This is a genomic window from Micromonospora sp. D93, assembly GCF_018070365.1.
GTDB classification, from domain to species: domain Bacteria; phylum Actinomycetota; class Actinomycetes; order Mycobacteriales; family Micromonosporaceae; genus Micromonospora; species Micromonospora ureilytica.
Genome location: NZ_JAGPXW010000004.1, coordinates 277,714 through 300,126 on the forward strand (window position 1 = coordinate 277,714; position 22,413 = coordinate 300,126).

The window sequence follows — 22,413 nt, forward strand, 5'->3', positions numbered from 1 at the left end:
GTGCACATCCTCAAAAAAATGGTCAATGCGTTGCCACGGGACCACATGCTATGTGGGCGTCCCAACCGCCAAGGGCTCGTAAACCCGGCCCACACCGTTCGCGCCATCGCATTGTGGAGTCGGCGCACAAGAGGCGATCGACTGACGGATGCTCCCCTAAAGGTCAGACGTACCCTCCGAGTCCCACCCGGCGTGGCGGCGCTTGGCGTGGCAGAGGTCCTGGCGGCCATCGCCCGGAGCCGCTGGGACCGGTGCCTCTGACCCCCTGTCTCAGGCATCAAGGATTTGCCATTCCTGGCTGATCTCGCCGCTGACCGGTTGCTGGACCGCCCGGGCGCCGTCCGCAGTGGAGCCGCCTTCGACCCCGACACGCCAGCCGTTGCTCACATTGACGAACCGGTAGTATCCGCTGGTCGTCGCCGGGACGAGATTCCACCACTGGTTACGTCCGCCGTTGTCGGCCCATTGAACGAGTGCCGCGCCCTGGCCCGAGCCACCTGGACTGTCCAGGACCTTCCCGCCTTTGACACCGACCAGCCGGAATGAGCCGTCGCTGTTGGGCAGCAGCCGCCACTGCTGGTTGGCCGCGCCAGTCCACGGCCACTGGATGACAGTTGCCCCGTCCGTGGTGGAGCCGCCGTTGACGTCCAGCACCTTTGCGCTGCGCTGGTTGACCAGTCGAACGACGCCGCCGGCGGCGGCGGCCGGCAGACCTACGACGATCTGACCGGAAGATCATGTTGTTGCCGATGATCTTCCGGAGGTTGCTGTAGACGCCGGCTGCGTCCTTGAGTCGGGCGGAGGCGAGGGCTCGATGCAGGCTGCCGTGCGCCGAGATGTTCTCGTCACCGCGCAGCGCCAGGGCCCTGAGCGCGGCGGTGACCAGACCGGGCGCCTCCTCGGGATTGATCTCGTGCAGGGGCCACGCGCCGTACAGGCGGCGGCCCGTCCGGCGCCCACGGCCGGGATCAGGGCCGACGAGCCGGCGGTCAGCGCGGCGGTGGCGAGCAGGCGCCTACGGCTCACGGGTAGGTCCGTCATCAGAAGTTCCTCTCGACACCGAGGTGGATGTGATTAACCGGCAACACAGGCACTGAGTCAAAGAATTTCAGTTCATCTATCTCGTGCCGAAGCTCGAAATGCCATCAATCCCGACACAAGCCGCAGCAAGGGTAGGACGAAAGACTCGTCGGCACCACCGTCGACGCTGAGCGACGCTGAACCGTCCTGAGTGTCCACGCGGCGGCTTCCTGCCGGGTAGATGCGGGAGTACGGTGGCTCTGGTGTGCCGGGAAGTCTGGTCGGCGGTCATATCCGCGTCGGCTGGTGAGGACTTCCGCCATGAACGATCTCGCGTTGCGTGCCATCAATCTGACCAAACGGTACGGCCGTTTCACGGCGCTCGACGACCTGTGCCTTGAGGTCCCCGTTGGTGAGGTGTTCGGGTTTCTCGGCCCCAACGGCGCAGGCAAGTCCACCACCATCCGCCTGCTGCTGGGACAGGTCCGTCCCACGGCGGGGCGTGCCTGGGTGTTCGACAGTGACGCGGCGGATGTCGCCCGAGCGCATCGGTCGCTGGCGTACGTGCCGGCCGATGTGGCGTTGTGGCCGCAGCTGACCGGCGCGGAGATCCTGCACCTGCAGGCGTGTACGGGGCCGGGCGTTGACCTGGCGTACCGCGATGAACTGGTGCAACGGTTCGCGCTCGATACCAGCAAGCCGGCCCGCGCCTACTCGACGGGAAACCGGCAGAAGGTGGCCCTGGTCGCGGCGTTCGCGACCCGGGCGCCGCTGCTGGTGTTGGACGAGCCGACCAGTGGCCTCGATCCGCTGATGGAGCGCGAGTTCCGGCTCGCTGTCGCCGAGGCCCGTGACCGCGGGCAGACCGTGTTTCTCAGCTCGCACCAACTGGCCGAGGTCGAGGCGGTCTGTGACCGTGTCGCGATCCTGCGGGCCGGCCGGCTCGTCGAGATCGCCACCATCGAACAAATGCGGGGTCTGCATCGCGCCGAGGTGACCGTGTCGTACGTCGGCGTACCGCCGCCCGGTCTTGATCTGGTTCCTGGCGTCGAGACGGTCGAGCAGGTCAGCCCCGGGCGACTACGGTTCTCGCTCATCGGGCCGCCGGCGCCGGCGTTGCGGGCGCTCGCCGCGGCCGAGGTCACCGCGTTGGCAGTCCGCGAACCGAGCCTCGAAGAGATCTTCCTCGACTACTACGGCGCCCAGGAGAGCGTCCGATGATCACCAGGACGGTCCCGTCCGCCATCGGACTCAGCGTGCCGGTCAGCCCCGGGCGAGCCGTCACCAGGCTGGCGGTGCGCCAGCTGCGCCGCAGTGGCCTGATCGTGCTGGGGCTCGTCGCTGCCCTGCCGGCGCTCGTCGTGAGCACGTACAACAGCGTCATGGCGGATCCCGCCGCGGCGGGCAGCATTGCCGCGCTCGCCGCCAACCCTGCCATTCGGACCCTGTTCGGCGAACCGATCGCCCTCGATCAGGCTGGCGGATTCGCGGTGTGGCGGGTCGGCACCTTTCTCGCTGTTCTGCTTGCCGTCTGGGCGATCCTGGCCACCACCCGCATCACCCGGGGTGAGGAGGACGCCGGCCGGTGGGACGTGCTGCTGGCGGGACGGGCGCCGCTGCGAGAGGTGGTGGCCCGCCATCTGGGCGCCGTGATGCTTGTTCCGGTCGCCGCGGGCGTCGCCGTGGCCGTGGTGTTGCTGCTGGCCGGTACCGATGCGGCCGGCGCCGCTGTGCACGGCGGCGGTGTCGGTGTGCTCGGGTTGTTCTTCGTCGCCGTCGCCGGGCTGGCGGCGCAGGTGTTCCCGAACCGGCCGGCCGCGACCGGAACCGCCGTGGCGGTGCTCGGTACCGCCCTGCTGACGCGCATGGTCGGCGACGGCCTCACCGGACTTGGGTGGCTGCGCTGGCTGTCACCGTTTGGGCTGCTCGCCCTCAGCGAACCGTACGCGCGGAACCGGATCCTGCCGCTGCTGATTCTGCTGGCCGCCGCGGTGATGCTGGCCGGCATCGCGGTTGCCGTCGCCGGCCGCCGTGATGTCCGCGGCGGGCTGATCGCGATCGCTGCCGGTCGCCACCCGCGGCTGATGCTGCTGAACGACGTGGGAGCGTTCGCGGTGCGGCGCCTGCTGCGGCCCCTCACCGGCTGGGCTGTGGGCATCGGCGCCTACTACCTGCTCATCGGCTTTACCACGGTGTCCGTCACCCAGTTCCTGACCGACAATCCGGCTCTTGCCGAGGAGGCGACACAAGCCGGGTTCACCGAACTCGGTGCCGTCGAGGGGTTCGCCGCGACCCTGTTCGCGCTACTGGCATTGCCCGTCGGAGGGTTCACGGCGGTCCGCGTGTCCGCCTTCGTCGCGGCCGAGAACAGCCGCATTCTCACGCTGCTGACCGCCCAGCCGGTCACCCGGACCCGGTTGCTCGCCGTTGAGATCGCCGCCACGGCAGCAGGCGCGATCGCCTTGGTGAGTGTCGCCGGGTTCGCCGTCTGGGCGGGCATCACCGCGACCGGAGGTGATCTCAGCGTGCTTGCAGCATTGAGTGGGGCCTGGAACACGCTGCCGATCGTGCTGCTCAGTCTCGGCGCGGCCATCCTCGCCGCCGGCTGGGCGCCGCGGGCGGCAGCCTTCGCCGGATCGTTGCCCGCGACCGGCGGGTTCCTGCTCCTGGTGATCGCCGACAGCGTCGGCGCACCCGGCTGGGTTCGCGGACTCTCGCCGTTCGCCCACCTGGCGCCGGTCCCGCTGACCGCGGTCAGCTGGACCAGCACGCTGATCATGATGACGCTGGGCGTTGCCCTGGGCGTGGCCGGTGTCGTGGGCTATCGACGGCGCGACCTTCAGGGTTGAGGAGAATTGCGGGTTTCGCTCAGGCTGCCCACGGGGTGCACGGGGACATCCTGTTGGTAGACGTCCGGGATGTTGTCACGGTTGGCGTCGGCGGTCTCGGCGTCGTGGATCCGCCGGTAGGTGCGGTTACGAAGCCGCAGGATGACCGTTGCCAGCAGCGCGGCGGTCAGAGAACCGGCCAGTACGGCGACCTTGACGTGGTCGTCGCGTTCGCTGCCGATCCCAAATGCCAACTCCCCGATCAGCAGCGACACGGTGAATCCGATACCGGCGAGCACGGCCATGCCGAACACGTCGATCCAGGCGAAGCCGGTATCCATCTTCGCCCGGGTGAAACGGGTGACCAGCCAGGTCGCCGCGGTGATCCCGATCGGCTTGCCGGCGATCAACCCGACCACGATGCCGACGGCGACCGGATCGGTCAGCGCGGAGCCGAGCCCAGCGAGCCCACCGACCGCGACTCCGGCGGACATGAACGCGAAGATCGGCACGGCGATGCCTGCGGAGATTGGTCGGAAGCGGTGCTCGAAGTGCTCAGCCAGACCAGGGCCCGCCTGCGGCCCGCCCGCCTTACGGCTGCGCAGCACCGGGACCGCGAAGCCCAACAGAACCCCCGCGACCGTCGCGTGCACACCGGAGGCGTGCATCAGCGTCCAGGCGGCGAACGCCAGCGGCAGCAGCAGCCACCACGAACGAACCCGGCGTTGCACCAGCACGGTGAACGCGGCCAGCGGGAGCAGAGCACCCAGCAGGGGCAGCAGCGACAGACTCGCGGTGTAGAAGACGGCGATGATGGCGATGGCAAGCAGATCGTCGACGACGGCGAGGGTGAGCAGGAACGTGCGCATTGTGTGCGGCAGGCAGCGACCGATGACCGCCAGCACGGCCAGGGCGAACGCGATATCGGTGGCGGTCGGGATCGCCCAGCCCTTGCCGTCCCCCTCACCCGCGGCGAGGTTGATCACCAGGTACAGCACGGCGGGGACGATCACGCCACCCACGGCGGCGGCGATCGGGACGGCGGCGCGGCGAGGATCCCGCAGGTCGCCAGCGACGAACTCCCGCTTGAGCTCCAAGCCGGCGACGAAGAAAAAGATCGCCAGCAGTCCGTCGGCTGCCCACGTCCCTACCGACAGGTTCAGGTGCAGCACCTCGGGGCCGAACGTGAACGAACGCACCGACTCGTAGCTGTCGGCCCACGGTGAGTTGGCCCAGACCAGAGCGGCGACGGCGCCGGCGAGCAGCAGGACTCCGCCGATGGTTTCCTTACGGAGGACGTCAGCGATTCGGCGGGCTTCAGGCCATGAGCCGCGACCGAACACGTGCGGGCTGCGGGCAGGTTCTGGCGTCATGAACGCTCCAGTTTTCGGGGTCGGGTCGGACATTGCCGACCAGACTTCCCGGCGCACCTAAGAGTGATCTTACTGCGAGACGGTCCGAGCACGCTGAGCCGCAAGGTAGAACGTGACGAGCGCGATCGCCCTTGACGCGTCGGCGACCCGCTTGCAGCGTTTCGGCTGAGTCGCCGCCGCTGTGCCCCATCGCTGCCCATCGCCCATCCTGCTGAGTGGCCGGCTGGTTGCGGGAGAGGCCGCGGTACCGACGTGGCCCTGGCCCCCGGCCGACTGGTTGCGGGTGATGATCGACACTCGGCCGTCAGGTCAACTCTCCTCTCACCGAAGAGTAGGGTCGGCTGCGTTGCCGAGATGTGGCGCCGTGTGCGCCCGGGCAGCGACAAGCTTCGTGAGCGAAGACGCTTCAGCGCCACGGCGACGGCTATCCGCCGCGTCCCGGCACCCCGTAGGACAAGCAGCGCGGCCCAGCCGGCGTTGCCGGTGCGTGCCTGAGCACGTGCACATCGAGTGGAAATGAGAGTTATGTCGTCGCAGTCAGTACGGACGCCTCGATGGTCGCGCCCGCAGTGGTTGGCCTCGCCGCGCGTGTTACGCACCGAGGTCCTCGCCGGACTGGTCGTCGCGCTGGCGCTGATCCCCGAGGCGATCTCGTTCTCGATCCTCGCCGGTGTGGACCCGAAGGTGGGCCTGTTCGCCTCCTTCACGATGGCTGTCACCATCGCCTTCACCGGCGGCCGACCTGCCATGATCTCCGCCGCGACCGGGGCGATCGCGCTGGTCGTGGCACCGCTGGCCCGCGAACACGGACTGGGCTTCCTGGTCGCCGCGGTCATCCTCGGAGGGGTCTTCCAAATCGTCCTGGCGCTGGCCGGGGTGGCGAAGCTGGTGCGGTTCATCCCCCGGAGCGTGATGGTGGGCTTCGTGAACGCCCTGGCCATCCTCATCTTCACTGCCCAGGTGCCGCACCTGCTCGGCGTGCCGTGGCTGGTGTACCCCCTGGTGGCGGTCGCGCTGGCCATCATGGTGCTCCTGCCCAAGCTCACCACCGCCGTGCCGGCGCCGCTGATCGCCATCGTCCTGCTGACCGCGCTCGTCGTCATTGTGCACCTGAACGTGCCCAACGTCGGCGACGAAGGCACCCTGCCCGACAGCCTGCCCATCCTCGGCCTGCCGGACGTGCCGTTCACACTTGACACGCTGACCACCATCGCCCCCTACGCCCTGGCCATCGCCCTGGTCGGGTTGATGGAATCGCTGATGACCGCCAAGCTCGTCGACGACATCACCGACACCCGCTCCGACAAGACCCGCGAGTCCTGGGGGCAGGGCGTAGCCAACATCGTCACCGGCTTCTTCGGCGGTATGGGCGGCTGCGCCATGATCGGCCAGACAATGATCAACGTGAAGGCGTCCAACGCCCGCACCCGCCTGTCCACCTTCCTGGCGGGGGTCTTCCTGCTCATCCTCGTCGTGGCCCTGGGCGACGTCGTCGCACTGATCCCGATGGCCGCGCTGGTCGCCGTCATGATCATTGTGTCGGTGGGAACCTTCGACTGGCACAGCATCGCCCCCGCCACCCTCAAGCGGATGCCGGCCGGCGAGATCATCGTTATGGTGGTCACCGTCGCCGCCACCTTGGCCACGCACAACCTCGCTATCGGTGTCGTGCTCGGCGTCATCGCCGCTATGGTGATCTTCGCCCGCCGGGTCGCGCACTTCGCGCAGGTCACCAGCGTCCTCGACCCGGAAGAGACCACCCGGATCTACCGCGTGCACGGCGAACTCTTCTTCGCCTCCAGCAACGACCTGGTCTACCAGTTCGACTACGCGCACGACCCAGACCACGTAGTGATCGACATGAGCGCCGCGCATATCTGGGACGCCTCGTCGGTCGCCGCCCTGGACGCCATCACCAGGAAGTACGAGACCCGCGGCAAGAGGGTGGACATTGTCGGGCTCAACGCCGCCAGCGCGGAGTTCCACGAGAACCTCGCCGGCAAGCTCAAGGTCGGCCACTGATGGACGCCAGGGACACTGATGCGATGAGCGCAGGGCGCATGCAGATCGGCGAAGCCGCCGAACGGGTCGGGCTGAGCATCCGCACCATCCGCCACTACGACGACGCCGGCCTCGTCGTCCCGTCGGCGCGCAGCGAGGGAGGGTTTCGGCTCTACACCGAACCGGACCTCGACCGTCTGCGCGTCGTCAAGCGGATGAAGCCGCTCGGGTTCACCCTCGAGGAAATGCGGGACCTGCTGACCATCCTCGACGCACTGAGCACCGCCGAGGGAGAAGACCGCGCCGCCCTGCAGGACCGCCTCGCGATGTTCCACACCGCCGCGCAGAACCGCGTCGAAGCCTTACGCGAGCAACTCGCCACCGCCGAAGGCTTCGCCCAGCAAATCCAGGATCACATCCACCAACACGGCTGACCTCGACGACGTCACTGCACAGCAGTCATGGCCGGGAACTGCTGGTGCTGATGTGCGGCGCGGGCTTTCCTCGACCGCAGCGACTTCGCCGAGCCGTTGGCACCCGCGGGCCTCGCAAGCCGGGCTGACCATGACGCCAGCCCACGTCGGCTCTCGTCCGGAAACAGGTGGTGCAGGTAGCGCTGCGGGTTGGCCAGAAATGAGCGGGTCAGCAGCACCGGCTAAACCTCGTCGTAGTCGACGTGCCGGATGGCGCCGTCGGATTCGATCTGCAGGATCCGTGCGTGGGGGGCGGCCAGCAGGATGGGGGAGTGGGTGGCGACGACGAACTGCGCGCCGGCCTGGGTGAGGTCGTGGATGCGGGTGAGCAGCGTCAGGCAGCCATGTACGGACAGGGCTTCCTGATGCCGCGTACCAGCCGCAGGTGTTCACCAGAGACGATTCGGTGGACCGGGTGCTGCCGCGCCTTGTCGTCGTTGTCCGCCGCCTGTGGGCCCTGCGTGGAAGCCGCATAGCACGTCTGTCAGCCAGCCGTCGGCTTTCCGGGAGAGGACGGTGCTGGGCGCGGTGGCAGCCCTCGTCGGCCGTCAGGCTATTTAGTCATCGGGGGTGCGTCTCATCCCTGGGCGCTGCGGCGACGTGGTACGACTGCTTCAGCGACTAGCCGACGGAGCGAGCGGGCCGGGTGACGAGGAATAGAGTGGCTAATCTGCTGCGCAGGCGTGAGAGTCCGCAGCGGCCGACCTTCCTGGAACTGTTCTTCGATCTCGTGTACGTCTTCGCGCTCACCCGGATTGTGCACGAGTTGGTGTTGGACTACACCAGGGGTCACGTCGCCGAGCGGTTGACCACCTCCCTTGCGGAGAACGGCGAGACTCTGCTGCTGCTATTGGCGGTCTGGTGGATCTGGACCCAGACGGCATGGGTGACCAGTAGATTCGATCCGTTTCAGCCGCCGATCCAGTTCGTTGTCGTTGCGACGATGTACGGGAGCCTGCTCCTGGCGGTCGCGATTTCGGGGGCTCTCGCCGAGACTGGCCTGCTCTTCGCGAGCACCTATGTCGCGATTCAGGTGGGCCGCACCCTCTTCTTCGTAGGCGTCGTGCGCGGTCACAATCTGCGCCGCGTCAACATGCTGGCGCTCATCTGGTTCGGCGCGTCGGCCGTACCGTGGCTCGCCGGAGCCTTCGCTCCCGAGGTAACGCGCAATTCGCTGTGGACGGCGGCCTTGGCGATCGACTACCTGGGGGCCAGGCTCGGCTGGCCGGTACCGGGGCTGGGGCGCTCGCGGGGGTCCCCGTGGGCCGTCGCGGGCGAGCACTTGGCCGAACGCTACTGGCAGCTTGTCATTGTCGCGCTTGGTGAGACGATCCTGACCTCCGGGTCGAGTCTTCTCCGCGGTCCGATCGTGGCGCAACGAACGATGGCCCTTACCTTGTCGTTCCTCACCACGGTATTGCTGTGGCGGATCTACTTCTACCGAGCCGGCCAAATCCTGGGCGAGGCCATCGCGGCATCCGCCGATCCTGCCCGGCTCGGTCGGTTGGCCGAGTTCGCGCACCTGCTCATGGTGTCCGGCATCCTCGCCAGCTCAGCCGGCTCCGAACTCGTCCTCCTAGATCCATCCGGAGACGCGAAACCTGCCTGGGTCGGGGCCATCCTCGGTGGGCCTGCGCTCTACCTCGCCGGGCGCTCGGTATTCGAGTACGTGGCCTTCGCGCGGGTGTCCTGGCCGCGGCCGATCGGGATCTTCGTCCTCGCGGCCATGGCGCCGATCATGGTCGGCCTACCGCCCCTCGAGGTTGCTGCGGCAGCCGCCGCGGTCCTGCTCGGCGTTGCCGTCTCTGACACGATCCGAGCCCACGGACGTCCACTTGAGGAGGCCTCGCCGCCCCGCTTCGGTGAGGTGAGGTAGAACCTGGCGCGGGTCTTGCCGTCCTGTTCGAGCCCGCCGGCCCGGACGAGGGCGCGTAGGTCGGGGGTTGCTTGGTCGTCGGTGAGGTGGAGGGCGCTGAGAACCCGTTCGGCTAGCCCGTCGCGCCGGACCCAGGTGTCAAGTAGTTCCCAGAGATGCGCTGCATGGTCCGGAGGCCGCAGAGGTGCTCCGCCGGGTGGACGGTAGCTTCGACCTCATCCGGTCCCGCCAGACCCTGGACCAGTTGGGCGCGAACGAACGCATCCCTTGGTGACCTGAACTGACCCGCCCGGCGAACGCGCGGGACCCGCGGGCGCACGGCCGAGGACAGGGACCTTATCCTCCCGGCCGTGCTAGGCTACGCCCCATTGTCCTCACGTATTGATGGGAGGCGGGACTGTGAACATTCATTTTGTCATGCGTTTCCGCGCCATCAGGAGGCCAGTCGGCGCCTGAGCGGAAACGACGTTCCGTTTCTACGGGTGGGAAGTCGTTGACTCCGCTGACCAAAACATCTGACAAGTCTGCGCCGGTACTCGACCGCTCTTTCTGGAAACTGTTCTCCGCGTCGGCCACGGTTACCAGTGCCGATGGCATCGCGAGAGTGTCGCTGCCACTGCTCGCCACGTCGTTGACCACCAACCCGGTGCTCATCTCTGGCCTCACCGCGTTCTCGTTCCTGCCATGGCTAGTGTTCGGTCTACCTGGCGGCGCGCTGGCGGACCGGCTGGACCGTCGAGCAGCCATGTCGACCGTCAACTTCATGCGGGCGGCCCTGATCGGCGCCCTCGTGCTGCTCATCATCACCGGCGTGGACAGCATTCTGGTGCTCTACGTCATCGCGTTCGCGCTTGGTCTCTGCCAGGTGGTGTACGAGTCGGCGATCCGCGCCATCCTGCCCCAGATCGTCAGCCGTCGCGGTCTCGAAAAGGCCAACAGCTGGCTGACGGTCGAGGAGACCGTCGGCCAGAGCTTCGTCGGTCCGCCAGTGGGTGGGTTGCTCTTCAGCTGGTTCCGCGCCGCTCCTCTGCTTGGCGCTGCGATCGGCTTCGCGGTGGCCGCCGTCCTCGTGCTCGCCGTCCCCGGTCGGTTCCGACCGAAGCGCACCGAGCCGACGACAGTGCGCGCGGACATCCGCGACGGGCTGCGCTGGCTCTGGCGGCACCCTTTGTTGCGCGGGTTCACGATCCTCAGTGGGCTGATAGCTGGCTTGATGTCCATGGCTACCTCGCTCTTCGTCCTGTACGCGCTGGAAACGCTGAGGCTGAGCCCGTCGGTGTACGGCATCTTGTTCATCGCCATGGGGATCGGTGGCCTCGTCGGGTCTGCTGCGGTCGGTCCGCTGACCGCCCGTCTCGGGCGGCCGCGAATGATCAAAATCGCTGTGACGATCGCCCCGGTGATGTATGTACTTCTCGGCACTGTTACGAACCTCTGGGCGGCCGGCGTGTGGTTCTTCGGCATCGCGGTGGGCATTACGATGTGGAACGTGCTGGTGATGTCACTGAAGCAGGCGTTGATCCCGGACGAACTGCTCGGCCGAGCGCTCGGCGCCCACCGCGTGGTGTTGTGGAGTGGCATTCCACTTGGTGCTGTGCTTGGTGGAGTCGTGGCCGTCGAGACCAGCGTGCCGACCGCGTTCGCGGTATCCGGTCTCGCCCAGCTCGTCGTCGTGGCCCTGCTCTACCGGCTGATCAACCGGCACCAACAGATGATCGTCGAGTCCGCCGAGTCCTGATCAGATATGGCACACCACCGGGCGGTCTGGTGATCCACCGACTGCCCGGCGGTGTGCCCCGTGTCAGGGCATCGCCCGGCTGTCCCGGGCAGCGCCCCGAATGGCACATTCGTCGCGCGGCGGCGTCCTGCCCACGCTGGCCTAGGTCTCCGTGGGCCGGCACCCCCTCGCCGAGCCGTCGCTCGCCTGGCAGCGCCTGCGACCGCGCGGCGGCGAGGCCACCGAGATCACCGAGGCGGCGGTCCGCGGCGGAACGTCGCCGTCCTACCTGCCGATCGCCTACACCGGCGACGACCTGGTGGCCGGTCGCCTGGTCCGCGTCCTGGCCGGCCTCACCTGGGCGGTGGTGGCCAGCCGGCCCCGGACTGCTGGGTCGGCGTCCCGCGCGGCGCGACCCCGGTCCCGCAGGCCACCCCACTCTGCGCTCCAAGATCACCCGGACTCACGTGGAGACTCCGGGTATGGGCAGGGTCACGCGGAGTTGCGCCACTTGCGGCCGTTCCGGCCGATGAGCCGGTCGGCGTCGGTCGGGCCCCAGGATGCGGCCTCGTAGGTGGGGATCGGCAAGTTGTCCTTCTCCCAGTTGTCGATGATCGGGTCGACGATCCGCCAGCACTGCTGCACCTCGTCGCTGCGGATGAACAGCGAGGCGTCACCGATCAACGCGTCCAGGAGCAGACGCTCGTACGCCTCCGGGGACTCCTCGACGAACGTCTGGTCGTAGGAGAACTCCATCGTGGCGGTGCGGACCCGGAAGGAGTGGCCCGGCACTTTGGCACCGAAGCGCAGCGAGATGCCCTCGTTCGGCTGGATCCGCAGGATCAGCGCGTCAGCATCGAGACCGGTGAGCTGGTCGGTCGGGATCGGCAGATGCGGCGGCCGCTGGAACTGCAGTGCCACCTCGGTGAGCCGGGCCGGCAGGCGCTTGCCGGTGCGTACGTAGAACGGCACCCCGGCCCAGCGCCAGTTGTCCACGTTGAGTCGCATGGCGGCGTAGGTCTCGGTCCGCGACAGGGGGTCGACGCCGGCCTCCTCGCGGTAGCCGGCCATCAGCTCCTCGCGGGTGCCGCCCCGGGTGTACTGTCCCCGGACCGCGGCCTCGGCGATGTCCCGGTCGGTGGGGAGCCGGATCGCCTGCAGCAGCTTCACCTTCTCGTTGCGCAGGCCCTCAGCCTCGAATGAGGCCGGTGGCTCCATCAGTGCCAGCGCGAGGACCTGGAGCACGTGGTTCTGCACGATGTCCCGCATCGCGCCGGCGTCTTCGTAGAAGCCGCCCCGGCTGCCGACGCCGAGGGTCTCGGCGACCGTGATCTGCACGTGGTCGACCCAGGAACGATCCCAGATGGGCTGAAAGATCGAGTTCGCGAAGCGCAGCGCCAGCACGTTCTGGACGGTGTCCTTGCCCAGATAGTGATCGATACGAAAGACCTGGTGCTCGTCGAACGCGCTGTGCACGACGCCGTCGAGCTCGCGGGCCGTGGGCAGGTCGCGCCCGTACGGCTTCTCGATGACCAGGCGGGAGAAGGAGCCTTCGCGTGGCTGGTTGAGCCCGACACCGGCCAGTCCGTTGATTACCGGCTCGAAGGCCCCGGCCGGGGTGGACAGGTAGAAGAGCCGGTTGCCGGACGTGCCCCGCTGCGCGTCCAGCTCGTCGAGGGTCTCCACAAGCCGCTTATAGGTTTCCGGGTCGTCGTAGCCGCCGGTCACGTACCGCACGCCGCCCAGAAGCTGGCGCTTGCTGGCGAGGGTGCGTTCACCGAGGGCGCTCTCGGCGAACTGCTCGTCGGTCATCGACGTGCGCGCGACGCCCACCAGCGCGAACTGGTCCGGGAGCCGCTCGTGCCTAGCCAGGCTCTCGACTGCGGGCAGCAGCTTACGCCGGGTCAGGTCACCGGAAGCACCGAAGATCACCAGCGTGGCCGGCGGGGCACTCCGCTCCTGGATGAGCTGAGATGCGTGGTCCATGGTCTGCGTTCCTCCGGGCACATGGGGTGTGGGGTTGGGGGTGCCGTGCTGTCATGCCAGGAATTGTGCGGCTATGGCGGTAATGTGCGGGGCCATGTGGCGTGGCCTGTTGGTCGCGGAGCTTGAGCGTCGCATGCCGGGCTGACGGGTAGGTGACTCGGTGGCGATTCGGTGCGGTCTGTCGGCGTACGAGGTGGTGGTACGAATGATCGTGGCCAGACGACCCGCGGAGGTCAACGGGCTCGCCGACGGCGGCCCGAACCACAATCGACGGTATCCGGGGCGGATTGGTGCACGACTGAGCCGTACCGCAGTGTTCGCCTGACCGACGACTCGGTGTGAGGTCTCCGCCAGGTCCATCAACATCTATATATTCATGACTGGACATCACCCGCACCACTGTTACCACGACCACACCCCCGGCCCAGCCGGCCACCCGTGTAACGACTTCGCGGTGGCCTACACCAGCCCCTGGTGGTGCCGGCCCTGACCTCCAAGGTGCCGGGCGTACGGGGTGGGCGGCGGATCAGGCCACCCACCCCTGGTGTCTGGGTCAGTAGCGACGCAGGATGCGCTTGTCGGCATCCAGGCGGCGGTCCAGCTTGATCACGATGAACTCGTTGTTGTCCGCTTGGCCGGCCGTGCGGCCCGAGGAGGACGGGAAGTTGTTGTCGTTGAGGACGGCGATCGTTTGGTCGTCGAGGATCACCACGTCCTCGATGGTCTGGAACGGGAACGTGAAGGTGCTGCCGAACCCGCCGACGTGTCGCGGGTTGGCGATGTTCATCAGGTCGGCGACCAGCGTCTTGTCGAGGCGCCCGTCCCGGTTCCGGTCGCGTTTGTCGGCCAGGTAGATCCTCTTCACCTTCGCCGTCTCACCCTGACCGTTGTCCCGCTCGATGATCAGGAACCGGTCGCGGTCGACCATGATCGCGTCGCCGATCGCGTGGTCGGCAGCGTCGAGCGCGTAGGTCCAGCGCCGACCGGTGTAAGCGTTGGTCCTGACGTCGAACTCGTTGAGCCGGAGTGTGCCCGTCGGGTCGCCCGCGACCGTGCCCTCCAGCAGCGGATAGAGCGTGGCGCCGTCCGGCGACTGGGCCATGCCCTCGAAGCCCTTGCTGCTGGCGAGGTTGGCCGGGGTCGTACCGCGGGTCGGGTTCTCGGGAGCGAACACCCCCGGCAGCGGCACCGGCGCCTGCAGCAGCCGGCCCGCCCGGTCGAAGTGCAGCAGGTACGGACCGAATTCGTCACCGATCCAGTAGGTGCCGTCGGCCGTCCGAGTGATCGACTCGACGTCGAAATCGGCACCGGTGAGCACCCGGTCGGCGCGGGTGAGAGCGAACGGAACCTTGCCGTACGGGTCGGTCAGGTTGATGCCGCCGACAACGTCGACGGCGCCGCCGGCGAAGGCGGGCGCGACCCGCTGGACCCGCAGCAGGAAGTCGGCACTGTTGGCCTTGTTGCCGAAGCCGTTGTCGGACAACACGTCGAAGGTGCCGTCGGTGTTGCGCAGGACGCCGCTGAACCCCTGGACCGGTTGGTCGACGAACGGCGGAATGATGCCGTTGATGGGGGCAGTGCCGAGCGACGAGCCGGACGGGTCGCTGCCGGGAACGAAGGTCGCCGCCGGCAGCATGGCGAACTTAGTCAACTCGGCCCGGTTCCACGTGCTCCGCTCGGTGGCGGACGCGGCGCCCGGCAGCGTCAGGATCAGCGCGGCCACCGCAGCACCCAGGCCCACCCGCTTGCTTACTGCCATCAGTCCTCATTTCGTGGGGAACGAAGGACCAGCTACTTCGCGGTAGTGATCCGATCGCAAGGTAGAGAGACGCGGTGAATTCGGACTGGCCAAAGGGAATCCGCGCCCGAACCGTGCGGTGTCCCTTCAAGGCGACCTCGTGGCGAGCACGTGTCCGTGGGTCGGCGAGGCAACGGGGCAGCGCAACCACGGCCCCCCTCCCATGTCGTCGAGTTCACGCGCAGTTCAGCGCGACCGGGTGTGCGACAACGATGTTCCCGCAGGCGGCGGCGACGTTGGCCGGTAGGCCGTGGCGTTCATCAGGTGAACGTGCCCGTGATCAAGGTCCTTCCGGACGTCGGTCGGTGTTCATCCGCGAACCTCAGTTGATCCCTAGGGTCTTGCGCCGGCACGCCTTTCGCTGTCTGCGACACCCGGGAGCCCGTCATGAGTCAGGCCATTGGCATCCGCACATCACCGGTGGGGGAGGGTCCACTGTGGCAGGCGATCGTCGCGCGGGCCCACCGCCGGCCCGCGGCTACGGCGGTGGTTGACGGCGCGGGAGACCTGACCTACGCGGAGCTGGTTGCCCGCGTCGAGGAGCGGGCGGCGGAGTTGACGGTGGCCGGGGTGTCGGACGGCGACCTGGTGGGGCTGCGTATGCCGCGTAGCCGGGACGCGGTCGTGGCGATGCTGGCGGTCCTGCGGGTGGGCGCGGGCTACGTGCCCATCGACCCGGCCTATCCGGCGGCACGCCAGGAGCTCATCCTCGCCGACGCGAGGCCCCGCGCGGTCATCAGCCCGGACGGCGTCGCCGCGACGGACACCCCGGTCGGAACAGAAGCGCACGCAGCGGCTGGCACGGGAGCGGCGTACGTCGTGTACACGTCCGGGTCGACCGGGCGGCCCAAAGGCGTGGTCGTGCCGATGTCCGCGCTCGCCGCGTTCTGCGCCGCCGCCCGGCAGCGCTACGAGCTCACCGCCGCCGACCGCGTCCTGCAGTTCGCGTCGCTGAGCTTCGACGCCAGCGTCGAGGAGATCTTCCCGGCGCTGACCTGCGGGGCGGCCGTCGTGCTGCGCGATGATGACATGATCAGTCGCCCCGACCTGTTCCTGGACGGCTGCGCGGGACTCGGCATCACCGTGCTGGACCTGCCGACCGCGTACTGGCACGACCTGGTCGCCGCCCTGGACCGTGGCGAGGCGACCCTGCCCGCCACGATCCGGCTGGCGATCATCGGGGGCGAGGCCGCGCGGCCCGACGCGGTGCGCCGGTGGCAGCGTGCCGCCGGTCCCGGGGTACGGCTGCTCAACACCTACGGGCCGACCGAGACCACAGTCGTCGCCACCGTCGCCGACCTGACCGGCTGGGCCGGCGACGCCGTGCCGATCGGGCACCCATTGCCCGGCCTCACCTGTCGAGTACTCGCCGCGGACGGCGCCGAGACCCCCGACGGTGAAGCCGGGGAGCTGGCGATCGGCGGAGCCCAGGTCGCCACCGGGTACCTGCGCCGGCCGGACCTGACCACCGAGCGTTTCCGGCCGGGGCCCAATGGCCGTGAGTACCGCACCGGGGACCGGGTGCGCCGCGCCGCTGACGGGTCGCTGGAGTTCCTGGGGCGCCTCGACGAGCAGATGAAGATCCGTGGCTTCCGGGTGGAGCCGGGGGAGATTGAGGCGGCGCTGCGGACTGCGCCGGGCATCGAGGACGCCGTTGTGTTGCTCGGTGAGCGGGGCGGCCAGGCGCGGCTGACCGGACACGTGGTGGCCGACCGCGGGATCGATCTGATCGCGGTTCGCGCCACCCTGGCCGAAGTGCTTCCCGCGTACCTGGTCCCGGCTGCTCTGGTGCGCCACGACCGCCTGCCGCTCACCGTGCAGGGCAAGGTCGATCGGCGGGCCCTGGCCGCGGTTGTCCCGGACGGCCCGGTCGTGGACACCGGCCTCACCCCGGCGCAGCGCGCGGTGGCCCGGATCTGGACGGCGGTGCTCGGTATCCCGCAGGTACGCCAGGACGACGACTTCCTCGCACTCGGCGGCGACTCGCTCGACGCCATACGCATGATCAGCGCCGTGCGGCACGAGCACGGCGTGCAGCTGACGCTGAGCCGGCTGTACGCGGCGCCCACCCTGGCGGAGGTGGCGAACCTCGTCACGAGCGTCGGAACCGGCGGGATGGGCGAGCCGGTCGCCGTGGCCGAGGGCGTCCCGGTGGCGCTGAGCCCACTGCAGCGTGACTTCTGGATCGCCGAGCAGGTCTGTGCCGACCTGCCCGCGCACACCCTGGGCATCCGCTACCGCTTCGCCGAGCGGGTCGACCCCGCCGCGCTGGCTCGAGCCCTCACTGCGCTGGCTCGTCGGCACCCACTGCTGCGTGCCCGGTTTCCCGACGACGGTGCAGAACCGCGGATGGTGATCGGCTCCGACGCCCTGCTCGAGCTGGTGGAGGGGGAGCCGGTCAAGGCGAAGTTCGACCTCGCCGCCGGGCCGCTCGCGCGGGCGTACCTGGACACCGACGGTAGACAGCTGGTTCTGGTCGTGCACCATCTGGTGTTCGACGGCTGGTCCGCCACTGTCGTCGGGGAGGAGTTGGCCGCGCTGTACCGCGCCGCCCGAACTGGTGCGGAGCCCGACCTGGCCCCTGCCGTCGCGCTGCCCGATCTGGCGGCACGGAACACGGCCGCGCGCTCCGACGCGGAGCTGCGAGAGTACTGGCGGCAGCGGTTCGTCGACGCGGACCTCGACCTGGAACTGCCCGCCGACCGGCCGCGCCCGGTAGCCCGGTCCTTCTCCGCCGCGCGGCTGACCCGTCACGTCGATCCCGCGCTGTTGGAGCGGCTGCGCGCCTACGGCCGAGGCGAGCGCACGAGCCTGTTCATGGTGGTGCTGGCCGGGCTGCAGACGGTCCTCGCCCGCTACACCGGCCGAACCGACGTGACAGTGCTGACACCGGCCGCCGGGCGCACCGGACCGGGCGAGACCGCCCTGGTCGGGCCGCTGCTCAACATCCTGCCCATGCGAGGCGACGTGACCGGCGCACCGACGTTCGCCCAGCTGGTCGCGCGGGTCCGCGACGCCGTCCTGGCTGACCTCGACCACCAGACGCTCGCCCTGCCCGACCTGGTTGACGCGTTGGCGCGGCCCGGCAGCGGCAACCGGAACCGGATCAGCCCGGTCATGCTCACCGTGCACAACACGCCGGCGCCGCGCGATACCGCCCTCCGGTACGCCGGAGAACTCCCGCCCGCCGCCACCATGGTGGACCTCGCCGTGGGCCTGGACTTCCCGGCCGACGGACCGCTGCTCACCATCGACTACGCCACCGAACTGTTCGACGAGCCGCGGGTGGCGGCGCTGGCCGACCACCTGCTCACCCTGCTGGCCGCCGCCGCGAGCGACCCGGATACCGAGGTACTACGCCTGCCGCTGCTGACCGCCGAGGAGCGGCACCGGATCCTGCACGACTGGAACGACGTCGCGGCACCCGTTCCGGACGCGACGACGGTCCACGAGCTGTTCGAGCGGCACGCCGCAGCCACACCTGACGCGCCGGCGCTGACGTTTCGCGGCGACACGATGAGCTACGGCGAAGTGAACATGCGGGCCAACCGCATCGCCCGCCGGTTACGGGTCGAAGGTGTCCAACCCGGCGACCGCGTGGCGATCTGCCTCGACCGGGGCCTAGACCTGTTCGTCGCGATGTGGAGCGTACTCAAGGCGGGTGCGGCCTACGTGCCGCTCGATCCCGCCTACCCGCGCGAACGGCTCGACTACATGCTCGCCGACAGCGGTGCCACCGTGTCGATTGACGCCGCGTACCTGCGGGACCCGCTACCGGGCGACGGCAGCAACCTGCCGCCAGCCGCCGCGGCGGACGACCCGGCGTACGTCATCTACACCTCCGGTTCCACGGGCAAGGCCAAGGGCGTCGTCGTGACACACCGCAACCTCGTGCACGCCGTCGACATGTGGCAGCGTGCCTACGACCTGCGTCCGGAATGGACGTACCAGCAGGCGGCCAGCTTCTCCTTCGACATGTTCGTCGGGGAGACGCTGCGGGCCCACACCACCGGCGGGCGACTGGTCGTCGTACCCCGGGAGGCGCTGCTCGACCCGGCCGACCTGTACGAGCTGATGCGCACCGAACGGGTCGAGTGCACCGAACTGGTCCCGGCCGTGCTGCGCGGACTGCTCGCGCACGCCGACCGCACGGGCGCGGGTCTTCCCTGGCTGCGGATGCTCATCGGCGGCGGCGAGAAGTGGCACGTGCACGAGTACGAACTGGCCCGCCGCCTGGTCGGGCCGCACGGCCGCGTGGTCAACGCGTACGGCGTGACCGAGGTGACCGTCGACAACGTCTGGTTCGACGGCTCCGCGGCACACCTGCCCGCCGAGGCGCCGCTGCCGATCGGGCGCCCGTTTCCCCGCAACCGCGTGTACGTGCTGGACGCCCACGGCGAGCCGGTACCCGCAGGTGTCGTCGGCGAGCTGTACCTGGGTGGAGCCGGTGTCGCCCCCGGATACCACAAGCGGCCCGAGCTGACCGCCGGACGTTTCATCGATGACCCGTACGCCCCGGAGGCCGGGGCCCGCATGTACCGCACCGGCGACGCCGCCCGCTTCCACGCCGACGGCACAGTCGACTTCCTCGGTCGCCTCGACGACCAGGTCAAGGTCAACGGCTACCGGATCGAACTGGGTGAGGTGGAAGCCGCGCTGGGCGCCCTGCCGGGCGTCTCGTCGTGCGCGGTCGCCGTGCACACCCCGACCTCGGGTATCGCCCGGCTGATCGGATACGTGGTCACGGCGACAGGCGGGGAGGCCGACGAGGCCGCGCTCCGCGACGCGTTGGGCCGTACCCTGCCCGTGCACATGGTCCCCGCCCGCGTGCTGAGCCTGAGCGCACTGCCGTTGACACCCAACGGCAAACTCGACAGGCGCCGTCTGCCCGCACCGCCGCAGACCGGTGCCACCGTGAGCGGCCCCGCACCGGGAACACCACGGGAGAAGGCGATCGCCGAGGCGTGGTCCGCCGTGCTCGGTGTCGCCGACATCGGTCTTGACGACAGCTTCTTCGCCCTCGGCGGGGACTCGTTCGCGGCGCTGAAGGTGGTCCGGCAGATCACGCCGGCGCCCACGCTGCTCGACCTCTACCAGCAACCGACCGTACGACGACTCGCGGCACTGCTGGACAGCCGCGTGGAGAACCCGCCCGCCGAGCGGCGGATGCTGCACCGCCTCACGCCGCGCGACGCGGACCTCACCGCCGGTGGCATGACCGTCATCGGCGTCCCGTACTCGGGTGGCAGCGCGGTGGCCTACCAGCCGCTGGCGGACGCGCTGCCATCCACCTGGGCGCTGCTGGCCGTTGAGCTGCCCGGACACGACTACGCCCGCCCCGATGAGCCGCTGTTGCCCTCGGCCGAGGTCGCCGAGCGGGTGCTCGCCGAGCTGCGGGAGGTCAGCGGACCGGTGCTGCTGTACGGCCACTGCCTCGGCGTCGCCGTCACCATGCAGATCGCACGGCGAGCCGAGGAGGCGGGCATCGAACTCGCGGGTGTGGCGCTCGGCGCGGGCTTCCCGACGGCCCGACTGCCGGGACGAGTCTTCGACTGGTTCTACCGGTTCGTGCCGACCGACGCGTTCACCTCGGACCGCGAGTACCTGGCCTACCTGCGGGGCCGCGGCGGCTTCACCGATGTGGACGACCCGCAGCAGCAGGCGTTCGTCCTGCGCAACGTCCGGCACGACGCCCGCGACGCCGAGGAGTTCTTCACCACCGCCTACGGGGGGCAGACCGCCGGGCTGAAGGCTCCCGTGCTCGCCGTTGTGGGCTCACGCGACCGGGTGACCGAGCACTACCAGGAGCGCTTCCACGAGTGGGAGCACTTCGGCGCGGGTGGTGTGCGCCTCGCGGTCCTGCCCAAGGCCGGGCACTTCTTCGTCAAGTCGCACGCGCAGCCGCTGGCCGCCGAGCTCGTGGCGTTCGCGGGCGGCGCGACGACCGAACCGTTGCCACAGGATCAGCAGGCGGGGCCGGCGCCGAGTCTCGCGCGCTTCGCGACGGTCGCTGCCGGCCAGTTCCTCTCGATGATCGGCAGTGGGCTCAGCGCCCTCGTACTCAGCATCTGGGTCTTCCAACGCACCGGATCCCTCACCGACTTCGCCGCCGTCAACGCGATAGGTCTGCTGCCCGGCATTCTCGTCGGGCCGATCGCCGGCGCGGTCGCCGACCGCTGGGACCGGCGACGGGTGATGCTCGCCAGCGACACGGTCGCGGGCCTGTCCATGGTGACTCTGGCCGTGGCGGTGTTCGCCGGTGGCGGCCTGCAGCTCTGGCAGATCTACCTGGCGGTGTCGGTCACCTCGATGGCTGGCGCGTTCCAACGGCCCGCCTACCTCGCGGCCGTCGCCCAACTGGTGCCCAAGCGGTTCCTCGGGCACGCCAACGGCATCAGCCAGCTCGGTGTCTCGGTCGGCACCGTGTTCGCCCCGCTGCTCGGCGCCGGCCTGATCGCCACCGTCGGCGTTCCCGGCGTGCTGCTCATCGACACCGCCACCTTCGTCGCCGGGGTGCTGTCCCTCCTGCTCGTGCGGTTCCCGAACCTGATGTTCCATCGCCGGGAAGAGGCTTTCCGCACCGAGATCGCCAACGGCTGGCGCTACATCATTCGCCGCCCTGGCCTACGGGCCGCGTTGCGGTTCTTCATCGTCGACCATGCCTTCTACACGCTCGGCTTCGCCGTCATCACCCCGATGCTGCTCATCGAGCAGAGCCCCGCGGTGCTCGGTCTGGCCCTGGGCGCCGGGGGCATCGGAGGGCTCGCCGGCAGTGTCCTCATGGGCGTCTGGGGCGGAACCGTCCGCCGCGCCCACGGCCTCATCCTCTTCATGGGCCTGGCGAGCATCGCGATGACAGTCGTCGGGCTCGGCGCCAGCCCGGTGTGGGTGATCGTGGGCATGTTCCTCCTGACCTTCGGCGAGTCGCTCGCCGAGGGGCACTGGATCGCCGTCGTGCAGACGAAGGTCGGCTTCGAGTTGCAGGGCCGCGTCCTGTCGATCTTCATCTCGCTGATGATGCTCACCATGCCGATCGGCTACCTGGTGGTTGGCCCACTCGCCGAACGGTACGTCCAACCACTGCTCGAACCCGGCGGCGCTCTCGCCGGCACCGTCGGCGAGGTGCTCGGCACCGGACCCGGACGCGGACTCGCGCTGCTGGTGACCGTCAGTGGCCTGCTGCAACTCGCGTGGGCCGTTCGGGGCTGGCTCGACCGCCGGCTGCGCCTGCTCGAGGACGGCCTGCCCGATGCCCTCCCACCCGCCGAGATCGGCTCTCGCGACGACCTGCAGCGCGCGGCCGACGCCGCCCTGTCCACCCCCCGCTGACATCCACCCTCG

12 protein-coding genes and 1 pseudogene are annotated in these 22,413 nt (G+C 69.2%); 7 read left to right on the forward strand and 6 right to left on the reverse strand.

Features of this window, described 5'->3' with window-relative positions; genetic code table 11:
* Positions 1–270 precede the first annotated feature (270 nt).
* Positions 271–654 (reverse strand): RICIN domain-containing protein, encoded by a 384-nt coding sequence (locus tag KBX71_RS33555; protein ID WP_307846991.1) that lies wholly within the window; start codon positions 652–654, stop codon positions 271–273.
* Between the two features lie 151 nt (positions 655–805).
* A pseudogene (locus KBX71_RS34770) lies at positions 806–937 on the reverse strand (hypothetical protein); the annotation flags it as partial.
* A gap of 404 nt (positions 938–1,341) precedes the next feature.
* Here KBX71_RS34770 and KBX71_RS07210 point away from each other — a divergent pair.
* Together KBX71_RS07210 and KBX71_RS07215 are read left to right on the forward strand one after the other, a co-directional pair.
* A complete protein-coding gene (locus tag KBX71_RS07210) occupies positions 1,342–2,241 on the forward strand; it encodes an ABC transporter ATP-binding protein (protein ID WP_210817224.1) in 900 nt (299 codons plus the stop codon).
* Positions 2,238–3,869, forward strand: a complete 1,632-nt coding sequence (locus KBX71_RS07215) for a hypothetical protein (RefSeq protein ID WP_210817225.1) — start codon at positions 2,238–2,240, stop codon at positions 3,867–3,869. Before KBX71_RS07210 ends, KBX71_RS07215 begins: the two co-directional genes overlap by 4 nt.
* Here the strand turns inward: KBX71_RS07215 and nhaA are convergent.
* Positions 3,860–5,221: a Na+/H+ antiporter NhaA gene (gene nhaA / locus KBX71_RS07220; protein WP_210817226.1), complete on the reverse strand. Its 1,362-nt coding sequence runs from the start codon at positions 5,219–5,221 to the stop codon at positions 3,860–3,862. The genes KBX71_RS07215 and nhaA overlap by 10 nt on opposite strands.
* 525 nt (positions 5,222–5,746) lie before the next feature.
* Between nhaA and KBX71_RS07225 the strand changes: the two genes are divergently transcribed.
* Positions 5,747–7,243: a SulP family inorganic anion transporter gene (locus KBX71_RS07225; protein WP_210817227.1), complete on the forward strand. Its 1,497-nt coding sequence runs from the start codon at positions 5,747–5,749 to the stop codon at positions 7,241–7,243.
* A 23-nt stretch (positions 7,244–7,266) separates the two neighbouring features.
* On the forward strand, positions 7,267–7,656 hold the full coding sequence (locus tag KBX71_RS07230) for a MerR family transcriptional regulator (protein WP_247683047.1): 390 nt from the start codon (positions 7,267–7,269) through the stop codon (positions 7,654–7,656).
* An 11-nt stretch (positions 7,657–7,667) separates the two neighbouring features.
* Here KBX71_RS07230 and KBX71_RS07235 read toward each other — a convergent pair whose 3' ends face one another.
* A complete protein-coding gene (locus tag KBX71_RS07235) occupies positions 7,668–7,874 on the reverse strand; it encodes a hypothetical protein (protein WP_210817228.1) in 207 nt (68 codons plus the stop codon).
* Positions 7,875–8,356: 482 nt separating this feature from the next.
* Between KBX71_RS07235 and KBX71_RS07240 the strand changes: the two genes are divergently transcribed.
* Both KBX71_RS07240 and KBX71_RS07245 read left to right on the forward strand, forming a co-directional pair.
* Positions 8,357–9,571 (forward strand): low temperature requirement protein A, encoded by a 1,215-nt coding sequence (locus KBX71_RS07240; RefSeq protein WP_307846992.1) that lies wholly within the window; start codon positions 8,357–8,359, stop codon positions 9,569–9,571.
* 493 nt (positions 9,572–10,064) lie between these two features.
* A complete protein-coding gene (locus tag KBX71_RS07245; protein ID WP_210817230.1) occupies positions 10,065–11,309 on the forward strand; it encodes an MFS transporter in 1,245 nt (414 codons plus the stop codon).
* Between the two features lie 471 nt (positions 11,310–11,780).
* On the opposite strand, the gene zwf is transcribed toward KBX71_RS07245, so the two are convergent.
* Positions 11,781–13,274, reverse strand: a complete 1,494-nt coding sequence (gene zwf, locus KBX71_RS07250; RefSeq protein ID WP_124820825.1) for a glucose-6-phosphate dehydrogenase — start codon at positions 13,272–13,274, stop codon at positions 11,781–11,783.
* A 553-nt stretch (positions 13,275–13,827) separates the two neighbouring features.
* Positions 13,828–15,033 (reverse strand): esterase-like activity of phytase family protein, encoded by a 1,206-nt coding sequence (locus KBX71_RS07255; RefSeq protein ID WP_210817231.1) that lies wholly within the window; start codon positions 15,031–15,033, stop codon positions 13,828–13,830.
* Between the two features lie 426 nt (positions 15,034–15,459).
* Between KBX71_RS07255 and KBX71_RS07260 the strand changes: the two genes are divergently transcribed.
* Positions 15,460–22,401 carry a non-ribosomal peptide synthetase/MFS transporter gene (locus KBX71_RS07260; RefSeq protein WP_210817232.1) on the forward strand — a complete coding sequence of 2,314 codons (6,942 nt, stop codon included), beginning with the start codon at positions 15,460–15,462 and terminating at the stop codon, positions 22,399–22,401.
* The last annotated feature ends 12 nt before the right edge of the window (positions 22,402–22,413 follow it).

Excerpts from the sequence above, each read along its gene's own strand:
- KBX71_RS07215 (WP_210817225.1), top strand. The coding sequence starts at position 2,238 with ATGATCACCAGGACGGTCCCGTCCGCCATCGGACTCAGCGTGCCGGTC.
- KBX71_RS07260 (WP_210817232.1), top strand. The coding sequence starts at position 15,460 with ATGAGTCAGGCCATTGGCATCCGCACATCACCGGTGGGGGAGGGTCCA.
- KBX71_RS07210 (WP_210817224.1), top strand. The coding sequence starts at position 1,342 with ATGAACGATCTCGCGTTGCGTGCCATCAATCTGACCAAACGGTACGGC.
- KBX71_RS07255 (WP_210817231.1), bottom strand. The coding sequence starts at position 15,033 with ATGGCAGTAAGCAAGCGGGTGGGCCTGGGTGCTGCGGTGGCCGCGCTG.
- KBX71_RS07230 (WP_247683047.1), top strand. The coding sequence starts at position 7,267 with ATGAGCGCAGGGCGCATGCAGATCGGCGAAGCCGCCGAACGGGTCGGG.
- nhaA (WP_210817226.1), bottom strand. The coding sequence starts at position 5,221 with ATGACGCCAGAACCTGCCCGCAGCCCGCACGTGTTCGGTCGCGGCTCA.
- zwf (WP_124820825.1), bottom strand. The coding sequence starts at position 13,274 with ATGGACCACGCATCTCAGCTCATCCAGGAGCGGAGTGCCCCGCCGGCC.
- KBX71_RS07225 (WP_210817227.1), top strand. The coding sequence starts at position 5,747 with ATGTCGTCGCAGTCAGTACGGACGCCTCGATGGTCGCGCCCGCAGTGG.